The following is a 24,134-nucleotide window of genomic DNA, read 5'->3' on the forward strand; positions in this document are numbered from 1 at the left end:
TTCAGTCCGCCAGGATCGCGGCAACCTCGGGGGAGGCGAAGAACGGCTCGAGGCGGGTGCGCACCAGCGGCTCGAGCTCACCCTTGGCGTGCGCGTTCGCGAGCAACCCCGGGACGATCGCCACCGCGTGCTCGACCAGGTCGTCGCGGGTCAGGCCGAGGTCGGTGACGAGCTCGGTCGCGGGCGTCTCGCCGTAGACGCGGAAGAAGCCGTCGATCAGCGCATCGAGCAGGGCGCTCACCGGCTCGGTCGGTGCTCCGGCGATGACGATGTCTTGGATAAGGCCGGCGACCCGCTGGGTGTCCGCGCGGGTGCCGATGTCCTTGAGGCGGGCGACCGGCTCGTCGGCGTACAGGTCGTAGACCTCGAGCACCGCGTCGCGGGTGGTCGGGTCCTTGAGCGTCTCGACGACGACCTTGTTCAGCCGGCGCATGGCGAAGCTGGCGCCCTTGCCGGCGGTGTCGCCGAGGACCTGCTGGAGCGACTTGTCGGCGGCACCGAGCATCTGGCCGGCGGCCTTCGTGCCGAAGGAGACCAGCGAGCCGACGCCCGGGATCTTGTCGGCGACCGCCTGGTTCATCTGCACCACGTCGTTGACGATCCGGCCCACGAACCGCGACGCCAGCGTGGCCACCAGCGGGCTCCGGGTCAGGTCGTCGAGCAGCTTCTCGACCAGCTCGACGTTGCCCAGGGCCTCGTCGGCCAGGCTCGCGACGTGGTCGCGATCGATCAGGTCGGACAGCGTGAAGGTCTCCGCCGGGCCGTCGTACAGGACGTCGGCCGCGGTCTCGACGAGCGTGCTCGCCGCGGTGCTGGCCGGCACCGTCGCGGCGATCAGTCGGGCGATCGGCTTGATCTCCTCGGCGCTGGTCAACTCGCCGACGGTGATCCGCGACCCGATGGCGAGCAGCGTGTCGACGTCCTGCGCCAGCACCTCGGGCAGCTCGGGCCCGGTCAATTGCCCCACCAGCCAGGCGATCTGGGCGTCGAGCAGGCGGTCGGCGACGGTCTGGGGCATGGCTCGACTCTAGAGAACTGGGAGGCGTCCGGCGCACGCGGGCTTCGGTAGGGTCGCAGGTGAGAAGAGGAGGCCTCGTGTCCACTGACCTGACGGTCATCGTCCTCGCCGCCGGCGGCGGTACCCGGATGAAGTCGAAGACCATGAAGGTGCTGCACCAGATCGCCGGGCGCAGCATGATCGGGCACGTCCTGCACGCTGCCTCGGCCCTGGAGCCGGCGCGCATCGTCGCCGTCGTCGGCAACCAGCGCGAGCAGGTCTCTGCGCACGTCGCCGAGCTCGTTCCGGGGATCGTGCTCGCGGTCCAGGAGACCCAGGACGGGACCGGCCACGCGGTCCGGATGGCCTGGGAGGCGCTGCCCGCCGACCAGCGCTCGGGCACCGTGCTCATCGCGTACGGCGACATGCCGATGCTCGAGGGTGAGAGCCTGCGAGCCTTCGTCGAGTTCCACCGCGCCGGCACCGACGCGATCAGCATCCTGACCGGGATCGTCGCTGACCCGCACGGCTACGGACGCATCGTCCGCGGCGACGACGGCGGGGTCGAGGCGATCGTCGAGCAGAAGGACGCCAGTGAGGAGCAGGCCGCGATCGCCGAGATCAACAGCGGCATCCTGGCCTTCGACGCGGACTTCCTCGACGGCGTGCTCCCGCGGCTGGGCAACCAGAACGCGGCCGGCGAGTACTACCTGACCGACACCGTCTCGCTGGCGCGCGGCGACGGCCGGACTGTCGGCGCCTTCGTCCTCGAGGACGTGATGCAGACCGAGGGCGTCAACGACCGCGCGCAGCTCGCCACCCTGGCCGCCGAGATGAACCGCCGGATCCTGGACCGCTGGATGCGTTCGGGCGTGACGATCATCGACCCGAGCAGCACCTGGATCGACGCGGACGTGAAGCTCGAGCCGGACGTCACCATCCTTCCCGGCGTGCAGCTGCTCGGCACGACCGTGGTCGCCGAGGACGCGGTCGTCGGCCCGGACTCGACCCTGCGCGACGTCGAGATCGGCGCCGGCGCCAAGGTGGTGCGCACCCACGGCGAGCTCGCGGTCATCGGCGCGGGCGCGAACGTCGGCCCGTTCTCCTACCTGCGACCCGGGACCGAGCTCGGTGCCGGCGGCAAGATCGGGGCGTTCGTCGAGACCAAGAACGCCCAGATCGGCGACGGCGCCAAGGTGCCGCACCTCTCCTACGTGGGCGACGCGACGATCGGGGAGGGCGCGAACATCGGCGCCGGCACGATCTTCGCCAACTACGACGGCGTCAAGAAGCACCGCACCACGATCGGCGCGCACGCCAAGACCGCCAGCAACAACACCTTCGTCGCGCCGGTGACGGTCGGCGACGGCGCGGCCACCGGGGCCGGTTCGGTCATCCGCCGCGACATCCCGCCGGGCACCCTGGCGGTGACCAGCGGGCCGCAGCGGCACTACGACGAGTGGGCCCAGGCCAAGCGCCCCGGTACAGACCAGGCGAAGGCGGCCGAGGCGGCGATGGGGGCCGAGGGCGCAGAAGTTCGTCCAGATGCTGGCACGCCGACGCCTGATGTTGGGGACGCGGCCACGAGTGAGTGAGAATCGGAGCGACCGGACCTGATCACCCGGACACCCCTGAGGAGCGGCGCAGCGTGAGCGGTATGAAGAAAGCCACCGAGAAGAACCTGATGGTCTTCAGCGGTCGGGCCCATCCCGAGCTGGCCGCCGAGGTGGCCGATGCACTCGGTACGCCGCTGGTGCCGACCTCGGCGTACGAGTTCGCCAACTCGGAGATCTACATCCGCTACGAGGAGTCCGTCCGCGGGTGCGACGCCTTCGTGCTCCAGAGCCACACCGCTCCGGTGAACGAGTGGATCATGGAGCACCTGATCATGGTCGACGCCCTCAAGCGCGCCTCGGCCAAGCGGATCACCGTGGTGATGCCGTTCTGGGGCTACAGCCGCCAGGACAAGAAGCACCGCGGCCGCGAGCCGATCTCGGCCCGGCTGATGGCCGACCTGTTCAAGACCGCGGGCGCCGACCGGATCATCACCGTCGACCTGCACGCCGACCAGCTCCAGGGCTTCTTCGACGGCCCGGTCGACCACCTGATGGCGCTGCCGATCCTCACCGACTACATCAAGGACAAGTACGGCGACCAGCCGCTGGCCGTGGTCTCGCCGGACGCCGGCCGGATCAAGGTCGCCGAGCGCTGGGCCGAGCGGCTCGGCGGCGTTCCGCTGGCGTTCATCCACAAGACCCGCAACATCGACCGCCCGAACGAGACGGTCGCCAACCGCGTCGTCGGTGACGTCACCGGCAAGATGTGCGTGCTGACCGACGACATCATCGACACCGGCGGCACCATCGTGAAGGCCGCCGAGGCCCTGATGAACGACGGCGCGGCCGGCGTGATCATCGCCGCCACCCACGCGATCCTCTCCGACCCGGCCGTCGACCGGCTGAAGAACTCCCCGGCCGTCGAGGTGGTCATCACCAACACGCTGCCGCTGGCTCCTGAGAAGGAGTTCGACAAGCTGACCTGCCTCTCGATCGCGCCGCTGCTCTCGCGCGCGATCAAGGAGGTCTTCGAGGACGGCTCGGTCACCAGCATGTTCGACGGCCACGCCTGATCGTTTGCTACGCCAGCGTCGTCTGGTGATCGGTTCGGCAGCCCTGCTGTAGCAAGCCGGGCTAGAGCGGGCCGGGATCTGCTTTCACGAGCCATGTCCGGGCGGTCGTGGACGCACGGGCGCGCTCGACAGCTGCCCGGATGCGGGCCACCACGAGCTGCTTGTCGTGGAGGTCGGCACCCACCACCCGGAACGGCTCGAGCCCGACCGCCCGGAACTGGTCGTCCCGACGGAGATCGTCGCGGTGTCTCGCTTGCGACCGGTGGTCCGCCCCGTCGTACTCTCCGATGACGCCCAACTCCTCGCACAGCAGGTCCGGCCTCCCGATGCGCCTGCCGCTCCCGTTCGCGATCGGCCAGTTGCACCTCGGCTCCGGGAGACCTGCATCCAACCGCCAGGTCAGGCGGAGCAGCGTCTCTCGGGGTGAGAGGCTCCGCGGGTCGGCCAGCTCGGCTGCCCGCCTGGCCTGAGGTAGCCCGGTCCAGCCCGACATCGTCGCTAGGTAGGCGCGCAACGTCGGCAGTGTCACGACGTTCGCAGCGACGGCCATGTCGATCGCAACCACGGCGTTCCGGAGGCCGGCTGCGCGACGGGCAGCATCGAACGTCGCGCGCACCCCGGTCGTGACCGGAACGCCGTACACCCTCGTCACGTCAGTGGGGTCCAGACGTTCCCGGTGCACCTCGATGCCAGGTGACGCTCGAAGGGCGGTCCCAGGCGGCACGACCACCGGAACAGGGAGCACGGTCCGGCCGTCGGTCGCCAGCCCGTCTGCGTAGCCGACCCCGAGCATTCGTTGCGCTGCCCACCCCGTGACCGCTCCGGCTGCAGGAAGCCGACCGGACGCCTCGAGGACACGCTGCTCGACGAGACCCGCGTCGGCATCGGACGGCACGTAGAGCCCGGGAGACGTCCGGCGCCAAAAGGGACCCCGCGCCTGTCCGGGGGTAGGCCCGGATCTCCCGTCAGGATCGATCGAAACGGGGTGGACCAAGACAGGTCGGGCGGCGCGAAGTTTCCATTCAGACATGGCCCGACGCTGGCCGATTTCCCAGCCCCACCTGCGTTGCTACGTGAGCGCTGTGGAAACACCCCGGCCACGACGCTCCTGTAGCAACCGACTGGATTTCCCTTGTCTGCAAGGGGCCGCTAAGATTTTCCGGTTGCCTCGGCGAGGGAGCGGTCCCGACAGGGATGTTCCGTGATCGACGCGGTCGGTTCGTGAATCCATGCACCGTGCCCCGTCGGCGCGCGGTGCATGTCTGTATCCGACACCGTGTGTCTCCGGACCGATCCACCCCGGGCAGCCACCCGACACAGAACTTCCTCTACTCCAGGAGCCCCACCATGTCCGAAGACCTCATCATCGCCGAGACCCGCAGCGAGTTCGGCAAGGGCGCTGCCCGCCGGATCCGTCGCGCGAACAAGGTGCCGGCCGTCATCTACGGTCACGGCAACGACCCGATCCACGTGACCCTGCCGGGCCACGACACCCTGATGGCGATCAAGCACGGTGGCGCGAACGCGGTGCTGAACATCGAGATCGACGGCAAGGTCCAGCTCGCGCTGACCAAGCAGGTCCAGGCCGACCCGATCAAGGGCTTCCTCGAGCACGTCGACTTCGTCGCCGTGAAGAAGGGCGAGAAGGTCACCGTCGAGGTCCCGGTCCACACCACCGGTGAGGCCGCCAAGGAGACCTTCGTCCAGATCGAGAACAACGTGGTCACCCTCGAGGCCGAGGCCACCCACATCCCCGAGGCCATCGAGGTCGACATCGAGGGCGCCGAGGTCGGCACCCAGATCCTCGCCGGCCAGCTGACGCTGCCGAAGGGCTCGGTCCTGGTGAGCGACTCCGAGCAGCTGATCGTCAACATCACCCAGGCCGTCTCGGCCGCCGAGGTGGAGGCCGAGCTCGCCGAGGCTGAGGCCGAGGCCGGCATCGAGCACGACGCTCCGGCTGACGAGGCCGCCGGCGACGAGGCTCCGGCCGAGGGCGACGCTCCGGCTGAGGGATCCGCCGACTCCGAGTGAGTCGGCCTCCCAGGGTCGTCGAGCCGGTCGAGACGCCGTGAGTGACTCTGACACCTGGCTGATCGTCGGGCTGGGCAACCCCGGCCCGACGTACGCCGGCACCCGGCACAACATCGGGTACCTCGTCGTCGACGAGCTGGCCCGCCGGATGGGCGGCAGCCTGAAGTCGCACAAGTCCGGGCGCGCCGAGGTCCTCGAGGGCCGGCTCGCGCCGCCCGGTGCTCCGGCGCCGAAGGTGGTGCTGGGTCGTGCCCGGGGCTACATGAACGAGTCCGGGGGACCGGTCTCGACACTGGCGAAGTTCTACAGCGTCGACGCCGCGCACATCATCGCGATCCACGACGAGCTGGACATCGACTTCGGCACGCTCCGGATCAAGCTCGGCGGCGGCGACAACGGCCACAACGGCCTGAAGTCCATGCGTGCCTCGCTCGGCACCGGCGACTTCTACCGGGTGCGTGCCGGTATCGGCCGCCCGCCCGGGCGCCAGGACCCGGCCGACTTCGTGCTCGGCAACTACTCGACGGTCGAGCGCAAGGAGCTGCCCTTCCAGATCGACTCGGCCGCGGACGCGGTGGAGTGCCTGATCGAGAAGGGTCTGGACGAGACGCAGCAACGCTTCAACCGCTGAGGCCCTAGGGTCGGCTGCGTGACTGACTTCGACCCCGGTACGCCGCCCGCGGAGGCGCTCGAGAACGACCACCTCTTCGCAGCCTGGGCCGCGACCGCCGCAGGCTCACTGCTGCTGGGTGTCCGCGAGAGCGGCCTGGAGGGCAAGGCGCTCAAGGACGCCGGCGACCTGGCCTCGCACGAGCTGCTCATGAAGCTGTTCGCCCAGTACATGCCCGACGACGCGGTCCTCTCCGAGGAGGAGCATCGCGGCACGAGCGGCCAGCACGACCGGCGGACGGCGAAGCGGGTCTGGATCATCGACCCGGTCGACGGCACCCGCGAGTACTCCGAGCCGCCGCGCGACGACTGGGCGGTCCACGTGGCGCTGTGGCAGGAAGGCGCTCTGGTCGCCGGCGCCGTCGCACAGCCCGCGATGGGGAAGACCTTCCACACCGGCCAGCCACCGCTGGTCCCGGCGCGCACCGCTCCCCGGCCGCGGATCGCCGTCTCCCGGACCCGCCCGCCGGCTTTCGTCCAGGAGCTCGCGCTCGAGATCGGCGCCGAGCTGGTGCCGATGGGCTCGGCCGGAGCGAAGGTCATCTCGGTGGCTCGCGACGTCACCGACGCCTACGTGCACGCCGGTGGTCAGTACGAGTGGGACTCGGCCGCGCCGGTCGCGGTCGCCCGTGCCGCCGGGCTGTTCACCAGCCGCATCGACGGGTCGGAGCTGCTCTACAACCAGGACGAGGTGCTGCTGCCCGACCTGATCGTGTGCCGGCCCGAGCTGGCCGAGCCGATCCTGGAGTTCATCGCCAAGCACGGGACCGACTAGCGCTGCAAGGCGGCTGCAACCGCCGGACGAGAACCTCGGGTGACACGATGACACCAACCCGAAGCGAGGCAGCGATGCTCCAGCCACTTCCCGCGGTCGACCGGTTCCTGGACGCGGTCCGCAACGCCACCATCGACGAGTGCGACGCCTGGGCGTCCGACGTCCTGCTGGACGCGACCGTCCCGAACTGGCGGATGCACCGTCGCGGCGTCGAGGACCTGCGGGCGACGTACCGGGGTTGGTTCGCCGATCCCGGGGAGTTCGAGACGCTGCGCCGGATCCCGATCCCGACGGGCGAGGTCGTCGACTACCTGCTGGCCTGGCAGGAGGACGGGGTTCCGCACACGGCGCACCACCTGCACGTCCTGGACGTCGTCGACGACCGGATCGTCGCGGACACCGTGCTCTGCGGGGGTCGGTGGCCGGCGGGTCTGATGGCCGAGATGGAGGCCGCGGATGCTTGAGCCCCGGACGGTGCTCGACTCGGTCGAGGAGCTGCTGGCCGGCGCCGACGGACTCACCGCGATCGACAGCGTCGGCAAGTCCGGCGCTGCTCTGGACCGGGTCACCATCGACGGTGCGCCTTACGTCGTGAAGTACCTCGACCCCGACGTCGACTGGACGATCCGCGTCGCGCAGGTCCCGGCGACGGCCCCGGTCGAGGTGTGGCGGCGCGGACTGCTGCACGCACTGCCGCCGGAGATCGACAGCCCGATCGTCGGGGTGGCCAGCCTGGGCGCCAAGGCCGTGCTGCTGATGCGGGACGTCTCGCCGTGGTTGGTGCCGGTCGGCGACGACCCGATCCCGGCGGCCCAGAACGAGGGCTTCCTGGACCACATGGCCGCCATGCACGTGCACTTCTGGGCGAGCGCCGAGGCGATTGATGTCGTCACGCCCGAGCGCCGCTACCTCGAGCTCTCCCCGCAGATGGCCGAAGCAGAGGCCGAGCTCGGCTCGGACCACCTGGTGCCGCAGCTGGTCGCCCGGGGGTGGCCGTTGTTCGGCGAGGTCGCCCCCCGGGCCGCCGCGGTCGTGCTGCCGCTGGCTCACGACCCGCGACCCCTGGTGGCGGCGATGGAGAACACACCGCAGACCTTCATCCACGGCAACTGGAAGCTCGACAACCTCGGCACCCACGACGACGGCCGGACGATCCTGTTCGACTGGGAGCTGCCGGGCCGGGGTGCCCCGCTCGCGGACGTCGCCTGGTACCTGGCGATCAACTGCCGCCGGCTGCCGGTCAGCAAGGAGCAGGCCCTCGAGATCTACCGCGACGCGCTGCACCGCCGCGGCGTCGACACGCGGCCCTGGTGGGACCGCCAGCTCGGCCTCGCGCTGATCGGTGCGCTGGTGCACTTCGGCTGGGAGAAAGCTCTCGGCGGGTACGACGAGGAGCTGGCCTGGTGGGAGGACCGCGTGCTCGAGAACGCGCACCTGCTGTGAGCGAGTTCGCGGCGTACGACGTAGCGGCGGCGTCCTGGGACCAGGGCCCCGGTCGCCTGTACGGCGCGACGGCGGACGCCCTGCTGGAGGTGGCGCCGGTCCCGGTGGCCGGAGCCCGGGTGCTCGACCTGGGAGCCGGGACCGGTATCGCCGGCCGCGCGGCGCTGGGGCGCGGAGCTGCCTCGGTCGTGGCCACGGACCGGGCCGCCGAGATGCTGCGCCAGGGTGTCGGCCGGATCGGGGTCCAAGCCGACGCCAACCGGCTGCCGTTCGCCGACGGATCGTTCGACCTGGTGGTCGCGGCCTTCGTGATCAACCACCTCGACGACCCGGTGCGCGGCCTCGGCGAGTGCCGCCGGGTGGCGACCGCGATCGTGGCCTCGAGCTTCGACCGGAGCTGGGACCACCCGGCGAAGACCGTCGTCGACGAGGTGATGGCGCAGGTCGGCTTCGTCGCGCCGGACTGGTACGCCGCGGTCCAGGTGACCAACGACCAGGTGAAGGACCCCGTCGAGCTGGGAAGGCTGGCCGAGGAGGCCGGGTACACCCAGGTGACCGTGAACCGGATCGAGGTCCCGACCGGGATCACCGACCCGGCGGCGATGGTGGAGTGGCGCTGGGGGATGGCGCACCTGGCGCCGTTCGTGGCCGGCCTCGACGCCGAGACCCGGGAGCGGATGCGGGTCCGATCCGAGGAGGCGGCGGTCGGCCTGCCACCGGTGGTCGTGCCGATGCTGGCGCTCAGCGCATCCTGAGCCGCCACGCCTGCAGACGGCGGTCGGCCTCGGCGCGCAGCACGTCCGGGTGGTCGCTCGTGGTGGCGAGACGATCGGCGAGAGCTTCGGCCCGGGTCAGCAGGGTCGCGTTCCCGAGCGCGGCCGCCGTGTCCCCGCCCCACCACCACGCCTCGACGCCGATGCTGTCCTGGGCCGCCTCGAGGTCGCGCGCGACGTCGTCGAGATCGATCGGTTCGCCGAGCCCGGCCCGCGCCTGGTGGGCGAGCAGGCGCGCGACCGAGGAGTACCGCGGAACGCCGATCGCGTCGGCCGAGGCGATCAACGCCGTCGCCTGCTCCACGGCCGCCTCGGCGTCTCCGGTCAGGAGCGACAGCCGTCCGCGGAGCAGGGCCAGCTTCAGCTCGAGCCTCCACCCGAAGACCAGGGTTCCGGTCATGGCCGCCTCGGCGTCCTGCAGGTAGCGGGCCGCAGCATCGGCGTCGCCGGCGAGCAGTCGGTCGTCGGCCAGGTCCTCGAGGGCTGCGACCCGGACCTCCGGCGTGCCCAGGCCGTCGGCGTACTCGAGCGCCTCGAGGTGGACGTCGCGGGCCTCGTCGACCGCCCCCACGTTGCGCAGCACCCAGCCCGCGCTGTTCGACCCCCGGCCGCCGAAACGTGGCACCTGCCGTCGCTCGACCTCCTCGGTGTATTGCCGGAACGCAGCCAGGGCGTCGTGCGCGCGACCGGCTGCGGCGTGGGCGTGCCCGGTGAACAGCCAGGCGTGCATCGTGGCGGAGGTGTGGTCGACGTGCACACCGGGCCGGGTCGCCGGTCGCATCAGCTCGATCGCGCCCGGCGCCTGGCTGCGGTGGGCCAGCAGCGCTCCCAGCCAGGCCGAGGACGTCAGCCGGTCCGTCCCTGAGGTCGCATCGACCGCCTTCCGGAGCAGGTCCTCGGCTGCGTCCAGCTGACCGCGGGCGTGCAGGGTGCGTCCGCCGATGACCTGGCACCGGGCGCGGACGGCCGGGTCCTCGGCGGTGACCTCACCGTCGTGGGCGAAGCGGACGGCGTCGTCGAGCCGCCGGTCGAAGTACGCCGCCCAGGCGCTCAGCTGGTGGCCCTCGGCTCCGCTGGACGCCGTGGCGGCGACGTCCGCCTCGGCGTCGGCGTAGTGCCCGCGACGGATCTTGATGCGAGCCCGGGCCAGCAGAGTCTGGTCGTCCGGGGCGAGGCGCTGCGACTGGTCGAGCAGGGTCTCGGCGGTGGAGTGGTCGAACCGGTCCGCCGCGCGGGCGGCCGCCTCCCGCAGGGACCGGGCGGCCAACGCGGTGTCGCCGCCGAGACGGGCGTGCTCGGCCACCACGACCGGGTCGGAGTCGGCCCGCTCGGCGAGCACCGTGCTCGCCCGGCGGTGCAGCAGCGCGGCCCGGCTGCCCCGCGCGCTGTCGGCCAGGGCCTGGCGGACCAGGGCGTGCCGGAAGCGGAAGCGGCCCGCGTCCTCGACCAGCAGGTTGCGGTCGGTCGCGGTCTCCAGGTCGACCAGCACCTCCAGCGGCTGGCGGCCCAGCACCGAGGCGAGCAGGTCCACGTCGAGCTCGTCGCCCAGGACCGCGGCGCTGCGGATCAGGTCGGCACCGCTGCCCAGGTCGTCGCAGCGCTTCTCGATCGCGGCGACCAGGGAGGGTGGCAGGTCACCCTCGCCTGCGGCGGCGAGCTCGCTGAGGAACAGCGGGTGCCCGCCCGAGCGCTCGTGCAGGTCCTCGGCGCGGTCGGCGCCGACCAGCTCGCCGACTGCGGCGCGGTCCAGCGGCCCGAGGTTGACCACCTCGTTGGCCGGGAACGGGGTGCCCTCGGCCGGGCGCACGGCGGCCACGATCAGCAGGCCGGCCCGGCGCCGCTCGACGAAGCGCGCCCAGTCCGCCAGGGTCGGCCCGGCGAGGTGTGCGTCGTCGAGCACCACGATCGCCCCGGTCTCGCCGGCGATCCGGGCGAGCACGCCGCTGGTGGCGGCGTACAGGGTCGCGAGGCCGAGCGCGCCGTCGGGGATCGAGCCCGCGCGCCCGTCCTCGCTGGTCTCCAGGCCGAGCAGCGGGCCGAGGACCGCGGCGTCCTCGGCGAGCAGCGCGCCGGGGTCGTCGCTGCGACGCAGGTGCTCGCCGATCGCGGCGAGCAGCACGTCCAGGGGAGTGGCGGCGTCCAGCGTCCCGCAGGTTCCGAACAGGACGGTGTCGCCGGCCTCCGCGCGGGCCTCGGACCAGGTCCGCAGCAGGGTGGTCTTGCCGATCCCGCCCTCGCCGACCACGACGGCGATGCGCACCCCCGCGGAGGTCCGGTTCGCCAGGGCGTCGAGGTGCGCGAGCTGGCTGGCGCGGCCGACCACCGTCGTCGGGGCAACAACCCTGGCGGTCGCTGCGAGCTCGCCGCGGAGGATCGCCTCGTGCAGGTCCTCCGTCTCGGGCGCGGGATCGGCACCGAGCTCCTCGGCGATGAGCTCGCGCAGCGACGCGAAGGTCGCCAGCGCCGCCGCCGGCCGTCCGCCGGCTGCGTGGGCACGCATCACCAGGCGCACTGCGTCCTCGTCGTACGGGTCCTCCTGGACGGCCGCCGATGCCAGGTCGAGGGCGTCGAGCCAGTCGCCGGAGGCGAGCAGCGCGCCGGCGGCGGCACGTCGGGCACGGTGGACGATCCGCTGGGCGGCGGCGTGGTCGGCCAGGACCCAGTCGGCCGTGGTCGCCGGGACCGGGAGCGGCCCGCGCAGCAGCGAGATCGCCACCCGGGCCGCTGCCGAGGCGGAGGCGGTGGTGCCGCTGGTGGTTCGATCCTCGATCGCCGCGACCAGGCGGGCCAGCTCGTCGAGGTCGAGCCAGTCGTAGCGGAGCCGGTAGCCGTGGTCCCCGTGCTCCACCGCGGTACTGCCCAGCGCCCGGCGCAGGCGGCTGGACAGGACGGCGACCTGGTCGGCGGGTTTCGCCGGTGGTTTCTCGTCCCACAGGGCGTCGACCAGCGCTTCGGTCTCGACGGCCCGCCCGCGCGCCATCGCGAGGAGCCGGAGCAGCAGCCTGGCCTTGCGATCGACCACGGCGCTCACGTCGAGGCCGTCGATCGACAGCTCACCGAGCACACGCACCGACAGCGCATCCACGTGCGGAGCCTATCGCCGCGACCCGGCTGCAACCGGGCTGCAAGGTCGCGGCGGCAGGGTCGTTCCAGAGCCGAGAGCGGCTCGAGGAGACCAAGGGAGAACACCATGAGCACGAGCACGAGCACGAAGGCGGATCAGAAGAACTTCGGGACCCCGGACGAGACCCGCTCGTTCGAGCGCGGCAAGGTCGACATCGTCTCGGTCGCCGGTTCCGACATCGGCCGGCTGACGCTGGAGCCCGGTTGGCGCTGGTCCGAGCACGTGAAGCCGATCGCCGGCACCGACCTGTGCGAGGCGCCGCACTTCCAGTTCCAGCTCTCCGGCCACCTGAAGATCCGGATGGAGGACGGCACCGAGTACGACGGTCGCCCGGGCGACGTCGTCTCGGTCCCGCACGGCCACGACGCCTGGGTGGTCGGGGACGAGACCGTGGTCCTCGTGGACTGGTGGGGCGCCAGCAACTACGCCAAGTGAGGCGGGAGCCCGGGTGCGTCCGCGCACCCGGGCTCACCACGTGAGCAGGACCACGTAGCCAACTAAGGTCACCCTTACTATGGTTAGGCATACCTAACTACGTAGAAGGATGACCCGATGCTTCCACGCTTCTCCCGCGCCGGTGCTGCCGCCGCGGTCCTCGCTGTCACCCTGGCCGGCGCCCTTGCCGCCTGCGGCTCGAGCAGCGACGACACCAAGGGCGCTGACGCCACCGGCGACACCAGCGCGTTCCCGGTGACCGTCAAGCACGCCTTCGGCGAGACCACGATCACCAAGAAGCCCACCCGGGTCGCGACGGTCGCCTGGGCCAACCACGAGGTGCCGCTCTCGCTCGGCATCGTCCCGGTCGGGATGAGCAAGGCCGCCTGGGGCGACGACGACGGCGACGGCGTGCTGCCGTGGGTCGAGGACAAGCTCAACGACCTGGGAGCGAAGGCGCCGGTGCTCTTCGACGAGTCGGACGGCATCGACTTCGAGGCCGTCGCCGACACCCGCCCGGACGTCATCCTCGCGGCGTACTCGGGGCTGACCAAGGAGGAGTACGAGAAGCTCTCCAAGATCGCCCCGACCATCGCCGAGCCCGGTCTGCCCTGGGCCACCACGATGAACCAGATGATCGAGATGGAGAGCGAAGCGCTCGGTCTCAAGGCCGAGGGTGACGCCCTGGTGAAGAAGCTCGACGGCGAGATCCAGACCTCGCTGGAGGCGCACCCCTCGATCGAGGGCAAGAAGTTCCTGTTCAGCTACGTCGACCCGAAGGACATGAGCCAGATCGGGTTCTACACCACGCACGACACCCGTCCGGGCTTCCTGCTCGATCTCGGTCTGCCGGCTCCCGAGCTGGTCGCCGCGCGCTCGGCGAAGTCGAAGACGTTCTACGAGACGGTCAGCTCCGAGAAGGCCTCCGAGCTCGACGACGTCGACGTGTTCGTCGGCTACGGCCAGGGTGACGGCTCGACGCTCGCGTCGCTCCAGAAGGATCCGCTGATCGGCAAGATCCCGGCGATCAAGAAGGGTGCCGTCGCGATCCTGCAGGACTCGACGCCGCTGGCCGCGTCGGCGAACCCGTCGCCGCTCTCCATCGGCTGGGGGATCGACCGCTACTTCGACCTCCTCGCCGCGGCGGCCGACAAGGCGTGAGCCTGACCCACGAGCTCGAGGTGCTGCCCGCTGCCGCCGCCACACGGCAGCGGGTGGCACCTCGGACCACGCTCCTCCTCGTCGCGATCGGCCTCGTCTGCCTGGCCGCCATCGCGTCGGTGGCCATCGGTGTCCGCACCACCGGATGGCACGACATCGTTCTCGGGCTCTCCGGCGACGACTCGACGATCGGCTCGGCCGCCGTCGTGAAACGGATCCCGCGAACGGTGCTCGCTCTCCTCGTCGGCGGGGCTCTCGGGCTCGCCGGCGCGGTGATGCAGGGCATCACCCGCAACCCGCTGGCGGATCCCGGCCTGCTCGGCATCACGATGGGCGCGGCGCTCGCGGTCGTCACCGGGATCGCCTTCCTCGGCCTGGCCGACCCGGCGTCGTACCTGTGGGTGGCGATCGGCGGCGCAGCGGTGACCGCGGTCCTGGTGTACCTGCTCGGCTCGATGGGCCGTGGAGGGCCGACGCCGCTCAAGCTCACCCTGGCCGGGGCCGCGACCTCGGCCGCCTGCTCGTCGCTGGTCAGCGCGATCCTGCTTCCCCGGATCGACGTGATGAACGAGTTCCGCTTCTGGGAGATCGGCGGCGTCGGCGGCGCGGACTGGCACCGGATCGGCCTGGCGCTGCCGTTCCTCGCTGTCGGCCTGGCGATCTGTCTGGTCTCCGCCCGCGGTCTCAACCTGCTGGCGCTCGGCGACGACGTCGCCGCGGGCCTCGGACAGGACGTCACCCGGACCCGACTCGTTGCCGGAGCCGGCTCGGTGATCCTGTGCGGTGCGGCGACCGCGATCGCCGGACCGATCGCCTTCGTCGGGCTGCTGGTGCCGCACCTGTGCCGCCAGCTCGTCGGCGTCGACCACCGCTGGCTGCTGCCGACCTCGGTGCTCCTCGGCGCCGGCTGGCTCACCGCCGCCGACGTGCTCGGTCGCCTGATCGCCCGGCCGGCCGAGGTCGACGTCGGCATCGTTGCGGCCCTGCTCGGCGCCCCCTTCTTCATCTGGCTGGTTCGTCGCACCAAGGTGCGTGCGCTGTGAGCGCCGTCCTCGCCGACCTGGTCGTCGGCCGACGACGCCGGGTCCGTCGCCGCGGCGCCGTGGTCGCCGTGCTCGCCGCCCTGGTGGTGACCATCTTCGCGGTCAGCCTGATGGTCGGGCACACCTACTACCCGCTGATCGACGTCTGGCACGTCATCGTCGGCGACGTCGTTCCGGGCGCTTCGTTCACGGTCGGTGAGCTGCGCCTGCCGCGCGCATCCCTGGCCGTGCTGGCGGGCTTCGCGTTCGGCATCGGCGGCGTCACGTTCCAGACGATGCTGCGCAACCCGCTCGCCTCGCCGGACATCATCGGCATCAGCCAGGGAGCCTCGGCGGCCGGCGTCTTCGCCATCGTCGTCCTCGGCTACTCCGGACCGACCGTCTCGGTGGTCGCGGTGGTCGCGGCTCTGGTCACCGCGCTGCTCATCTACCTGCTGGCCTGGAAGGACGGCGTGGTCGGCACCCGTCTGGTGCTGGTCGGCATCGGGATCGCGGCGATGCTGCACAGCGTCATCTCCTGGGTTCTCCTGCGCGCCTCGCAGTGGGACCTCCAGGTCGCCATGCGCTGGCTGACGGGCAGCCTCAACCACGCGTCCTGGGACGTCGTCATCCCGCTGCTGGTCGCGGTCCTGGCGGCAACCCCGGTGCTGCTGTCCCAGGGCCGACCGCTGGCGCTGCTGGAGCTCGGTGACGACACGGCTGCCGCCCTCGGCGTACCGGTCGAGCGGACGCGGCTGGTCTCGATCGTCGCTGCCGTGCTGCTGATCGCCTGTGCGACCGCAGCCGCCGGGCCGATCGCCTTCGTTGCGTTCCTCGCCGGGCCGATCGCGGCCCGGCTGGTCGGCCCCGGGGCTTCGTTGCTGGTGCCTGCCGGACTTGTCGGCGCGCTGATCGTGCTGCTCGCCGACCAGGTCGGCCAGTGGGCGCTCGGCACCCGTTACCCGGTCGGCGTCGTCACCGGGGCGCTCGGTGCGCCCTACCTCGTGTACCTGCTCGCCCGGACCAACAAGTCAGGAGGATCCCTGTGACCACCGAGCATCACCTCGCCATCGAACGGGTCTCGCTCTCGTACGGCGACCTGCCGGTCGTGACCGCGCTCGACGTGGCGCTGCCGCCCGGGAAGATCACTGTCGTCGTGGGTGCCAACGCCTGCGGCAAGTCCACGGTGCTGCGCGCGATGTCGCGGTTGCTGCGCCCCAGCGAGGGCCGGATCGTCCTCGACGGTCGTGACATCCACCGGCTGCCGACCCGCGAGGTCGCCCGGACGCTCGGGCTGCTGCCGCAGTCGCCGGTCGCGCCCGAGGGCATCGTCGTCGCGGACCTGGTCGCGCGCGGTCGGCACCCGCACCAGAAGATGCTGGCCCGCTGGTCGAACGCGGACGACCGCGCCGTTGCCGAGGCGCTGGCCGCGACCGGCGTCGAGGACCTGGCCGACCGGTCGGTCGATGAGCTGTCCGGCGGTCAGCGCCAGCGGGTCTGGATCGCGATGGCGCTGGCGCAGCAGACCGACATCCTGCTGCTCGACGAGCCCACCACGTTCCTCGACGTCACCCACCAGGTCGAGGTGCTCGACCTGCTCACCGACCTGAACAGGAAGAGAGGCACGACCATCGCCATGGTGCTGCACGACCTCAACCTCGCCGCCCGGTACGCCGACCACCTGATCGCCCTGCGCGGAGGTGCCGTGGTCGCGGCCGGTCCGCCGGCCGCCGTCGTCACCGAGCAGCTGGTGAGAGCAGTGTTCGCGCTTGAGTCGCTGGTGATCACCGACCCGGTCTCCGGGACGCCTCTCGTGGTGCCGCAAGGTCGCCACCACGCACTGACGGAGGTGATGGTCTGATGCTGCTCGCCCGTCTGCGCGTCGCGGCCGTCTCGCGCCCCTCGCCGTCCTATGCCCGGATCGAGCTGGCCGGGGGAGACCTGGCCGAGTTCGGGGTCGAAGGCCCGTTCTACGACCAGCGGATCAAGCTGCTCTTCCCCGGCTCGGACGGACTTCCCGAGCTCAGCCAGGACAGCTGGTGGTCCGACTTCGCCGCCCTTCCCGAGGAGACACGCGGCTCGGTGCGCACGTACACCGTCGCGGACACCTTCGGTGCCGGCCTCGACGCCCGGCTCCAGGTCGACTTCGTGATCCACCCCGGCGCGCACGGCCCCGGCTCCGACTGGGCGCTCGGCGCCAGCGAGGGCGACGAGCTGCTCGCGGTGCTGCCCCGCAAGGGTGCGGCGTACGGCGGCATCGAGTTCGCTCCGGGCGGGGCGAAGCGGGTGCTGCTGGTCGGCGACGAGACCGCACTGCCGGCGATCACCCAGATCCTGCGGGCCTTCCCCGACGGAACCGACGGCACGGTCTTCCTCGAGGTCCCGCTGGCCGGCGACATCGTTCCGCTGCCCGAGGTCGCGGGGGTAATGGTGCACTGGCTGCCCCGCGACGGTCGGCCGGTCGGTGACCTGGCGGTGGCCGCGGTCGGTGAGCACCTGGGCTTCGCAGCCGTCGAGGGTGAGGTCGAGATCGACCCGGACCTGTGGGAGACGCCGGTGCACTCGTCCTCGGGCGAACCGCTGGAGTCAGCCGCGGTCGACGACCGCTACGCCTGGATCGCGGGGGAGTCGAGCATGGTCACCAGGCTGCGCCGCCACCTGGTCGGGGAGCTCGGGATGCCGCGGGCGCAGGTCGCGTTCATGGGTTACTGGCGCGAAGGTGTCGCCATGCGCGGCTGATCGTCGCTTCGCTCCTCAACGCTTCTCGCTCCGCCGGCACACGAGCAAGCTCGGTGCGGCTCCGCTCGCGCGCGTAGCCTCACCTGCATGGGTGAGGCCATCGAGCTCGAGGTGGACGACAAGGTCGTGCGCATCTCCAACCCGGACCGGGTCTACTTCCCGGCGCGCGGTGAGACCAAGCTCGACCTCGTCGAGTACTACCTGTCCGTCGGCGACGGCATCGTCAACGCGCTGCGCGAGCGGCCCTGCATGCTGCACCGTTTCCCGACCGGCGTCACCGGCGAGAAGGTGCACCAGAAGCGGCTGCCCAAGGGTGCCCCGGACTGGATGGAGACGGTGCAGGTCTTCTTCCCGCGCTGGAAGCGCACCGCCGACGAGCTCTGCGTCACCGAGATCGCACAGGTCGTCTGGGCCGTGCAGATGAGCACGGTCGAGTTCCATCCCTGGAACAGCCGCAAGGCCGACGTCGAGATCCCCGACGAGTGGCGCATCGACCTCGACCCGGGCGACGACTGCGACTGGGCCACCGTGCAGCGCGTCGCGCACACCGCCCACGAGATCCTCGACGAGCTCGGCGCGGTCGGCTACCCGAAGACCAGCGGCGGCAAGGGCATGCACATCTACGTGCGGATCAAGCCGGACGGCGACCACAAGGTCGTACGCCGTGCCGCGCTCGCCTTCGCCCGCGAGGTCGAGCGGCGCAACGACCAGGTGACCACGACCTGGTGGCGCAAGGACCGCGACCCGACGGACCTCTTCGTCGACTACAACCAGAACGCCCGCGACCACACCATCGCGGCGGCGTACTCGGTCCGCGGCAACGAGCTCGCCACCGTCAGCGCGCCGATCCGCTGGGACGAGGTCGACGACTGCGAGCCCAACGACTTCACCATCGCCACCATGCCCGACCGGTACGCCGAGCTCGGCGACCTGCACCACGACATCGACGACCACGTCTTCGACATCGCGCCGCTGCTCGAGTGGGCCGACCGCGACGAGGCCGAGGGCAAGGAGACCCCGCCGGAACCCGACGACGCCGGGTGATCCGTCGGGCATGATCGGGGCATGGAACGGACCTGGCCGCTGCGCCAGCAATACGCGTGGCTGGTCGTCGGCGCGGTCGGGTCGACCGTCTCGAGCTTCTCCGGTCCTCTGGAGGACGCCGTCGGATCGCCTGCCGCAGTCTGCATCTACCTCGTCGGCGGGGTGCTGCTCGGCGGCCTTTGGTACGTCCTCAGTCCGCGCCCGCTGGGGGAGCGGGCCCGAGCGGTCGGGCGGATCGTGGCGATATATCTGACGTTCTGGCTGCTTCTCCTGCTCGTATCGCTGCTGTGGGGCAGTGGTGGCGACGACTCCTGGAGCGTCGCAGGACCGGCGATCGCGGTGCTCCCCGGTCTCCCGCTCGGCCTCTGGCTTGCCGAGCGCCGGGCGACCCGAGCCGTGACCCGAACGCCCGTTTTGCGTTGATCAGGTCATGAAGCTCTGGGGGCGCCTCCTGGTCGTGGCGCTGGTCTCGGTCCTGTCGACATCGGTGCTGCCCGCGTTCGCCGAGGACCCGCCGCCCAGCGTCGCGGCGCACACGAACAAGTCGATCTACGTCGCCGGTCAGACGGCGGACGTCTCGGTCACGGTCTCGAACGCCGGCGCGAGCACCCACCTGAAGGTGGTGGCCCGCTTCGCGAACCACACGAGCAAGGTGCTGGACGACACCAGCGTCTACTCGGGCACCAAGCACTACGCCGTGTACATGTACATCGACACCAAGATCGACGTGTACGTCGCCGACGCGACCTCGCCGAGCCAGACGCTCTCGCTCCCGGTCCGTGCCCAGCTCCAGAGCGCGATCGCCGGGTACTACCAGCAGTCCGGCTCGTACGCGGTGTTCGCCACGACCGCCCACCCGACGTTCCGCAGCGACACCACGCCGGCGCGCAAGTACCGGTGCATCAAGCACGAGGTCTGGCGCAAGGAATCGACCACCTGGAAGGTCGTCGGCCTGAGCGCCTGCAAGTACGAGAACTCCAACGGCGTGGTCACCTGGCAGTGGACCGGGAAGCACTCCTCCGGGGTGCACTACCGGGTGCGCGCGCGGTTCTTCGGCGACAGCCTGAACCACGCCAACTCGGGGAAGTTCATCTACTTCACGTTCAAGTGACAGGACCGGCTGTCCAGTTTACAGATCCGCCGTTGTGTAAAGTTACCCCTGGGTTTACGCTCCGTCCATGAGCGTGAACCCCTCCACCCAGCTTCCCGCTGACCCCGAGCACGACCCGCGGGCGTCGTACGCGTTCGAGCCGGAGTACGTGGCCGCACTGACCGGCCGCCTCATCGCCACCACCGGTACCGGGGTGACGGCGTACGCGCCGGCCACGGGCAAGCCGCTCGCGGTGATCCCGCAGTCCAACGAGGCTGACGTCAAGGAGGCGTTCGCCCGCGCGCGGCGTGCGCAGCAGAGCTGGCAACGGACGTCGCTGGACCACCGCGCCGAGATCCTGCTGCGGCTGCACGACCTCGTGCTGGACCGCCAGGACGAGATCATCGACCTCATCTGCTGGGAGTCCGGCAAGGCCCGCAAGCACGCCTTCGACGAGCCGCTGCACATCGCGCTCACCGCGCGCTACTACGCCCGCACCGCGCACCAGCACCTCGACACCGAGCGTCGCCTCGGTGTCATCCCGGGCCTGACCCGCGCGGAGGTCAACCGCGTCCCCAAGGGCGTCGTCGGCATCATCTCGCCGTGGAACTACCCGTTCACGATGGCGCTGTGCGACGGCATCCCGGCGCTGCTGGCCGGCAACGCCGTGGTCACCAAGCCGGACGCCCAGACCATGCTGTCCGCCCTGCTCGGGGCCCAGCTGCTCGAGGAGGCCGGCTTCCCCAAGGACCTCTGGAACGTCGTCGCCGGCCCGGGCCGCGAGCTCGGCACGCCGATCATCGAGCGCTCCGACTACATCTGCTTCACCGGCTCGACCGCGACCGGCAAGATCATCGCCAAGCAGGCCGCCGACCGCCTGATCGGCTGCTCTCTCGAGCTCGGTGGCAAGAACCCGATCCTGATCCTGCGCGACGCCGACCTGGACAAGGCCGCCGAGGGTGCGGTCCGGGCGTGCTTCTCCAACGCCGGTCAGCTCTGCGTCTCGACCGAGCGGATGTTCATCGCCGACCAGGTCTACGACAAGTTCAAGGAGAAGTTCGTCGCCGCGACCAAGGCGATGAACCTGTCCGCCGGCCTGGAGTGGGGCAGCGACATGGGCTCGCTGATCAGCCAGGACCAGCTCGACACCGTGACTGCGCACGTCGACGACGCCGTGGCCCAGGGCGCCACCGTGCTCGCCGGCGGCAAGGCCCGCCCGGACCTCGGCCCGTACTTCTACGAGCCGACCATCCTCGAGGGCGTCTCCCCGGAGATGACCTGCTTCGGCCACGAGACCTTCGGCCCGGTGATCAGCCTGTACCGCTTCTCCGACGAGGCGGACGCGATCAAGCGAGCCAACGACGGCGAGTACGGGCTGAACGCCTCGATCTACAGCCGTGACGTGAAGCGGGCCCGGATCATCGCCCGCCAGATCAAGTGCGGCACCGTGAACATCAACGAGGCCTTCGGGGCCACCTTCGCCAGCATCGACGCCCCGATGGGCGGCATGCGCGAGTCCGGCATGGGTCGCCGTCAGGGCAGCGAAGGCATCCACCGCTACACCGAGACCCAGGCGGTCGCCTCGCAGGCGCTGCTCCGGTTCAGCCCGCAGTTCGGCCTGGACGACGAGCAGTACGCCAAGACGATGACGCTGAGCCTGCGGCTGATGAAGAAGATGGGACGCGCATGAGCAAGGACTTCGACTTCGATGTGATCGTCATCGGCTCGGGCTTCGGTGGATCCGTCTCCGCGCTGCGGCTCTCCGAGAAGGGCTACAAGGTCGCGGTCATCGAGGCCGGTGCCCGCTTCGAGGACGCCGACTTCGCCGACACCTCCTGGGACGTGAAGCGCTACCTCTTCCGGCCCGAGGTCGGCTGCTACGGCATCCAGCGCATCGACGCCCTCAAGGACTGCATGATCGTCTCCGGCGCGGGCGTCGGAGGCGGCTCGCTGGTCTACGCGAACACGCTCTACGAACCGCTGGACGCCTTCTACCGCGACCCGTCGTGGGCGCACATCACCGACTGGAAGGCCGAGCTGGCGCCGTACTACGACCAGGCCAAGCGGATGCTCGGCGTGGTCGAGAACCCGCTCCGCACTGCGGCCGACGACGTCATGGAGCAGGTCGCCAAGGACATGGGCGTGGGGGAAACCTTCCACCCGACGCCGGTCGGCGTCTTCTTCGGCGGACCGGGCGAGACCCACCACGACACCGTCGCCGACCCGTTCTTCGGCGGCGCCGGCCCGGACCGGGTGCCCTGCCGTGCCTGCGGCGAGTGCATGACCGGTTGCCGGCACAACTCCAAGAACACCCTGGTCAAGAACTACCTGTACCTGGCCGAGAAGCTGGGCGCCCGGGTGATGCCGCTGAGCACCGTGACCCGTCTCAAGCCGCGCAGCGGCGGCGGGTACGACGTCACCATCAAGTTCACCAAGGCCCTGCGGGCGACGCCGCGCTCGACCCGGACGCTGACCGCCGAGCAGGTCGTGGTCGCGGCCGCGTCGCTGGGGACCCAGCGGCTGCTGCACAAGATGAAGGACGAGGGTCACCTGCCCGGTCTGTCCGACCGGCTCGGCTACCTGTCGCGGACGAACTCGGAGTCGATCCTCGGCGCGATCGCGCCCTCAGGCTCGACCGTCGACTACTCGCGCGGCGTGGCCATCACCTCGTCGTTCCACCCCGACGACCACACCCACATCGAGCCCGTCCGCTACGGCAAGGGCAGCAACTTCATGTCGATGATGCAGACCGTGCTCACCGACGGAGAGGGCCCGACGCCGCGTTGGCAGAAGTGGCTCAAGGAGATGTGGAACCAGAAGGCGAACATCCGCGAGCTCTACGACTTCAAGCACTGGTCGGAGCGCACCGTGATCGCCCTGGTGATGCAGACGGTCGACAACTCGATCACGACCTTCACCGAGAAGATCCCCGGCACGAACATCAGCTACATGACCTCCAAGCAGGGTCACGGCACCCCGAACCCGACCTGGATCCCGGTCGGCAACGAGGCCGTCGAGCGGATGGCCGAGATCGTCGACGGCACCGCCGGCGGCTCGATCGGCGAGCCGTTCAACCGCCCGCTGACCGCGCACTTCATCGGCGGCTGCACCATCGGCGACTCGGTCGAGTCCGGGGTGGTCGACCCGTACCAGCGCGTCTACGGCCACCCGGGCCTGCACATCGCCGATGGCTCGGCGATCTCGGCGAACCTGGGGGTGAACCCGTCGCTGACGATCACCGCCCAGGCGGAGCGGGCGATGTCGTTCTGGCCGAACAAGGGCGAGGAGGACCCGCGCCCGGCCCTCGGTACGGCGTACCAGCAGGTCGGCGCGGTCGAGCCGAACTCCCCGGCGGTCCCGAGCGGGGCCCCCGGCGCCCTGCACCTGCCGATCGTCGCGGTTTCCTGACCCCCGTGCTGGTTGAGCCTGTCGAAACCTCTCCCTGAGAACGGGACCGATTTGTCCCGAAAAAAACTTCAGGTAACGCATAACCCCGCCTGAACGGACTCGTTTACCAGTACAGATCGGGTGCATCGCTCCCTCCCAGGCCCGATCTCGACACGGTTCACACCACGTGGACAATCAGGGCCCAGCCTCCCTCCCTCCCCGGCTGGGCCCTGATTCGTGTCCGGGGAGCCTGGGCCCATGCCCAGCACTCTGCCGTCGCTCCCCGGCTGGGCCCTGATTCGTGTCCGGGGGTCTGCGCGAGACACCACGCCCGAGCCGCTACGGTCCAGCGCATGAAACTCTCTCGGGCCCTGCTGCTCCCTGTCCTCGTGCTCCCGCTGGCCGCCTGCGGCTCCAACGTTGTCCCCAGCTCTGGCGAGGCCCACACGATGGCCTGCCGCGGGTACGTGCTGTCGGTGGGGGACGCGGACACCCGGCACGCGAAGGAGCTCCTGGCGGAAGCGCCGACCGACGGTGATGGGATCGAGAGCGACACGGTCCTCGTCAAGGTCCGCGGCGCGGCGGTGACTGCCGGACAGACCCCCGGGCTCTCGGACGACGACTTCGCCCGGTTCCGCGCCCTCGTCGAGGTGGTCGCCGGACTGCCGGGGAAGATCAAGGACCTCGACGACGGCACCCGTGTGCTGGGATCCGCCGATCTCGTTGCGCTGACGAAGGCCGTCGCCGCGGTGCACAAGCTCTGCTACTGACCCGGCTGGGACGGCGTACGGGGTCCGGTCCTGCACGGATAGACT

At 70.8% G+C, this 24,134-nt stretch carries 23 protein-coding genes; 20 read left to right on the top strand and 3 right to left on the bottom strand.

Annotated elements, in window-relative coordinates:
• Window position 1 precedes the first annotated feature (1 nt).
• Complete coding sequence (locus EFL95_RS04305; protein ID WP_123232833.1) at window positions 2-1,018, bottom strand: hypothetical protein; 1,017 nt, start codon at window positions 1,016-1,018, stop codon at window positions 2-4.
• 77 nt (window positions 1,019-1,095) lie between these two features.
• On the opposite strand from EFL95_RS04305, the gene glmU reads away from it, so the two are divergent.
• Window positions 1,096-2,592, top strand: coding sequence for a bifunctional UDP-N-acetylglucosamine diphosphorylase/glucosamine-1-phosphate N-acetyltransferase GlmU (glmU, locus tag EFL95_RS04310; RefSeq protein ID WP_123232834.1), 1,497 nt, complete (start codon window positions 1,096-1,098; stop codon window positions 2,590-2,592).
• A 62-nt stretch (window positions 2,593-2,654) separates the two neighbouring features.
• Window positions 2,655-3,626, top strand: a complete 972-nt coding sequence (locus EFL95_RS04315) for a ribose-phosphate diphosphokinase (RefSeq protein ID WP_123232835.1) — start codon at window positions 2,655-2,657, stop codon at window positions 3,624-3,626.
• 61 nt (window positions 3,627-3,687) lie between these two features.
• Here EFL95_RS04315 and EFL95_RS04320 read toward each other — a convergent pair whose 3' ends face one another.
• Window positions 3,688-4,521 (bottom strand): hypothetical protein, encoded by an 834-nt coding sequence (locus EFL95_RS04320; protein WP_148044964.1) that lies wholly within the window; start codon window positions 4,519-4,521, stop codon window positions 3,688-3,690.
• Between the two features lie 452 nt (window positions 4,522-4,973).
• Here EFL95_RS04320 and EFL95_RS04325 point away from each other — a divergent pair, with 452 nt between their 5' ends.
• Genes EFL95_RS04325 through EFL95_RS04350 form a run of 6 tightly spaced genes read left to right on the top strand, consistent with a single transcriptional unit; the run spans window position 4,974 to window position 9,299 of the window.
• Window positions 4,974-5,657 (top strand): 50S ribosomal protein L25/general stress protein Ctc, encoded by a 684-nt coding sequence (locus EFL95_RS04325; RefSeq protein ID WP_123232837.1) that lies wholly within the window; start codon window positions 4,974-4,976, stop codon window positions 5,655-5,657.
• A gap of 37 nt (window positions 5,658-5,694) precedes the next feature.
• Window positions 5,695-6,288, top strand: a complete 594-nt coding sequence (gene pth / locus EFL95_RS04330) for an aminoacyl-tRNA hydrolase (protein WP_123232838.1) — start codon at window positions 5,695-5,697, stop codon at window positions 6,286-6,288.
• An 18-nt stretch (window positions 6,289-6,306) separates the two neighbouring features.
• Window positions 6,307-7,101 (top strand): 3'(2'),5'-bisphosphate nucleotidase CysQ, encoded by a 795-nt coding sequence (locus tag EFL95_RS04335; protein ID WP_123232839.1) that lies wholly within the window; start codon window positions 6,307-6,309, stop codon window positions 7,099-7,101.
• A 47-nt stretch (window positions 7,102-7,148) separates the two neighbouring features.
• On the top strand, window positions 7,149-7,565 hold the full coding sequence (locus EFL95_RS04340) for a hypothetical protein (RefSeq protein ID WP_148044965.1): 417 nt from the start codon (window positions 7,149-7,151) through the stop codon (window positions 7,563-7,565).
• Window positions 7,558-8,544: a phosphotransferase gene (locus EFL95_RS04345; RefSeq protein WP_123232841.1), complete on the top strand. Its 987-nt coding sequence runs from the start codon at window positions 7,558-7,560 to the stop codon at window positions 8,542-8,544. The genes EFL95_RS04340 and EFL95_RS04345 overlap by 8 nt, the downstream gene beginning before the upstream one ends.
• Window positions 8,541-9,299 carry a class I SAM-dependent methyltransferase gene (locus tag EFL95_RS04350; protein ID WP_183407021.1) on the top strand — a complete coding sequence of 253 codons (759 nt, stop codon included), beginning with the start codon at window positions 8,541-8,543 and terminating at the stop codon, window positions 9,297-9,299. Before EFL95_RS04345 ends, EFL95_RS04350 begins: the two co-directional genes overlap by 4 nt.
• On the opposite strand, the gene EFL95_RS04355 is transcribed toward EFL95_RS04350, so the two are convergent.
• Window positions 9,286-12,402 carry an ATP-binding protein gene (locus EFL95_RS04355; protein WP_148044967.1) on the bottom strand — a complete coding sequence of 1,039 codons (3,117 nt, stop codon included), beginning with the start codon at window positions 12,400-12,402 and terminating at the stop codon, window positions 9,286-9,288. The two genes, EFL95_RS04350 and EFL95_RS04355, sit on opposite strands and share 14 nt — an antisense overlap.
• A 105-nt stretch (window positions 12,403-12,507) precedes the next feature.
• On the opposite strand from EFL95_RS04355, the gene EFL95_RS04360 reads away from it, so the two are divergent.
• The 12 genes from EFL95_RS04360 to EFL95_RS04410 all read left to right on the top strand — a co-directional run bounded on the left by EFL95_RS04360 (window position 12,508) and on the right by EFL95_RS04410 (window position 24,089).
• A complete protein-coding gene (locus tag EFL95_RS04360) occupies window positions 12,508-12,876 on the top strand; it encodes a cupin domain-containing protein (protein WP_123232843.1) in 369 nt (122 codons plus the stop codon).
• Window positions 12,877-12,993: 117 nt separating this feature from the next.
• Window positions 12,994-14,037: an ABC transporter substrate-binding protein gene (locus EFL95_RS04365; protein WP_123232844.1), complete on the top strand. Its 1,044-nt coding sequence runs from the start codon at window positions 12,994-12,996 to the stop codon at window positions 14,035-14,037.
• Complete coding sequence (locus EFL95_RS19695; RefSeq protein WP_246004801.1) at window positions 14,034-15,080, top strand: FecCD family ABC transporter permease; 1,047 nt, start codon at window positions 14,034-14,036, stop codon at window positions 15,078-15,080. The genes EFL95_RS04365 and EFL95_RS19695 overlap by 4 nt, the downstream gene beginning before the upstream one ends.
• Window positions 15,077-16,108: a FecCD family ABC transporter permease gene (locus EFL95_RS19700; RefSeq protein WP_246004802.1), complete on the top strand. Its 1,032-nt coding sequence runs from the start codon at window positions 15,077-15,079 to the stop codon at window positions 16,106-16,108. The genes EFL95_RS19695 and EFL95_RS19700 overlap by 4 nt, the downstream gene beginning before the upstream one ends.
• Window positions 16,105-16,920, top strand: coding sequence for an ABC transporter ATP-binding protein (locus tag EFL95_RS04375; RefSeq protein WP_123232845.1), 816 nt, complete (start codon window positions 16,105-16,107; stop codon window positions 16,918-16,920). The genes EFL95_RS19700 and EFL95_RS04375 overlap by 4 nt, the downstream gene beginning before the upstream one ends.
• Window positions 16,920-17,798: a siderophore-interacting protein gene (locus EFL95_RS04380; RefSeq protein ID WP_123232846.1), complete on the top strand. Its 879-nt coding sequence runs from the start codon at window positions 16,920-16,922 to the stop codon at window positions 17,796-17,798. The genes EFL95_RS04375 and EFL95_RS04380 overlap by 1 nt, the downstream gene beginning before the upstream one ends.
• An 87-nt stretch (window positions 17,799-17,885) precedes the next feature.
• Window positions 17,886-18,842, top strand: coding sequence for a non-homologous end-joining DNA ligase (gene ligD, locus EFL95_RS04385; protein ID WP_123232847.1), 957 nt, complete (start codon window positions 17,886-17,888; stop codon window positions 18,840-18,842).
• A gap of 21 nt (window positions 18,843-18,863) precedes the next feature.
• Window positions 18,864-19,265: a hypothetical protein gene (locus tag EFL95_RS04390; RefSeq protein ID WP_123232848.1), complete on the top strand. Its 402-nt coding sequence runs from the start codon at window positions 18,864-18,866 to the stop codon at window positions 19,263-19,265.
• A 7-nt stretch (window positions 19,266-19,272) separates the two neighbouring features.
• On the top strand, window positions 19,273-19,953 hold the full coding sequence (locus EFL95_RS04395) for a hypothetical protein (protein ID WP_123232849.1): 681 nt from the start codon (window positions 19,273-19,275) through the stop codon (window positions 19,951-19,953).
• A gap of 67 nt (window positions 19,954-20,020) precedes the next feature.
• Window positions 20,021-21,622 carry a succinic semialdehyde dehydrogenase gene (locus EFL95_RS04400; RefSeq protein WP_123232850.1) on the top strand — a complete coding sequence of 534 codons (1,602 nt, stop codon included), beginning with the start codon at window positions 20,021-20,023 and terminating at the stop codon, window positions 21,620-21,622.
• Window positions 21,619-23,340, top strand: a complete 1,722-nt coding sequence (locus tag EFL95_RS04405) for a GMC oxidoreductase (RefSeq protein ID WP_123232851.1) — start codon at window positions 21,619-21,621, stop codon at window positions 23,338-23,340. The genes EFL95_RS04400 and EFL95_RS04405 overlap by 4 nt, the downstream gene beginning before the upstream one ends.
• 332 nt (window positions 23,341-23,672) lie before the next feature.
• A complete protein-coding gene (locus EFL95_RS04410; protein WP_148044968.1) occupies window positions 23,673-24,089 on the top strand; it encodes a hypothetical protein in 417 nt (138 codons plus the stop codon).
• Window positions 24,090-24,134 lie beyond the last annotated feature (45 nt).

Source organism: Nocardioides marmorisolisilvae (assembly GCF_003725775.1).
Taxonomy (GTDB): Bacteria; Actinomycetota; Actinomycetes; order Propionibacteriales; family Nocardioidaceae; genus Marmoricola; species Marmoricola marmorisolisilvae.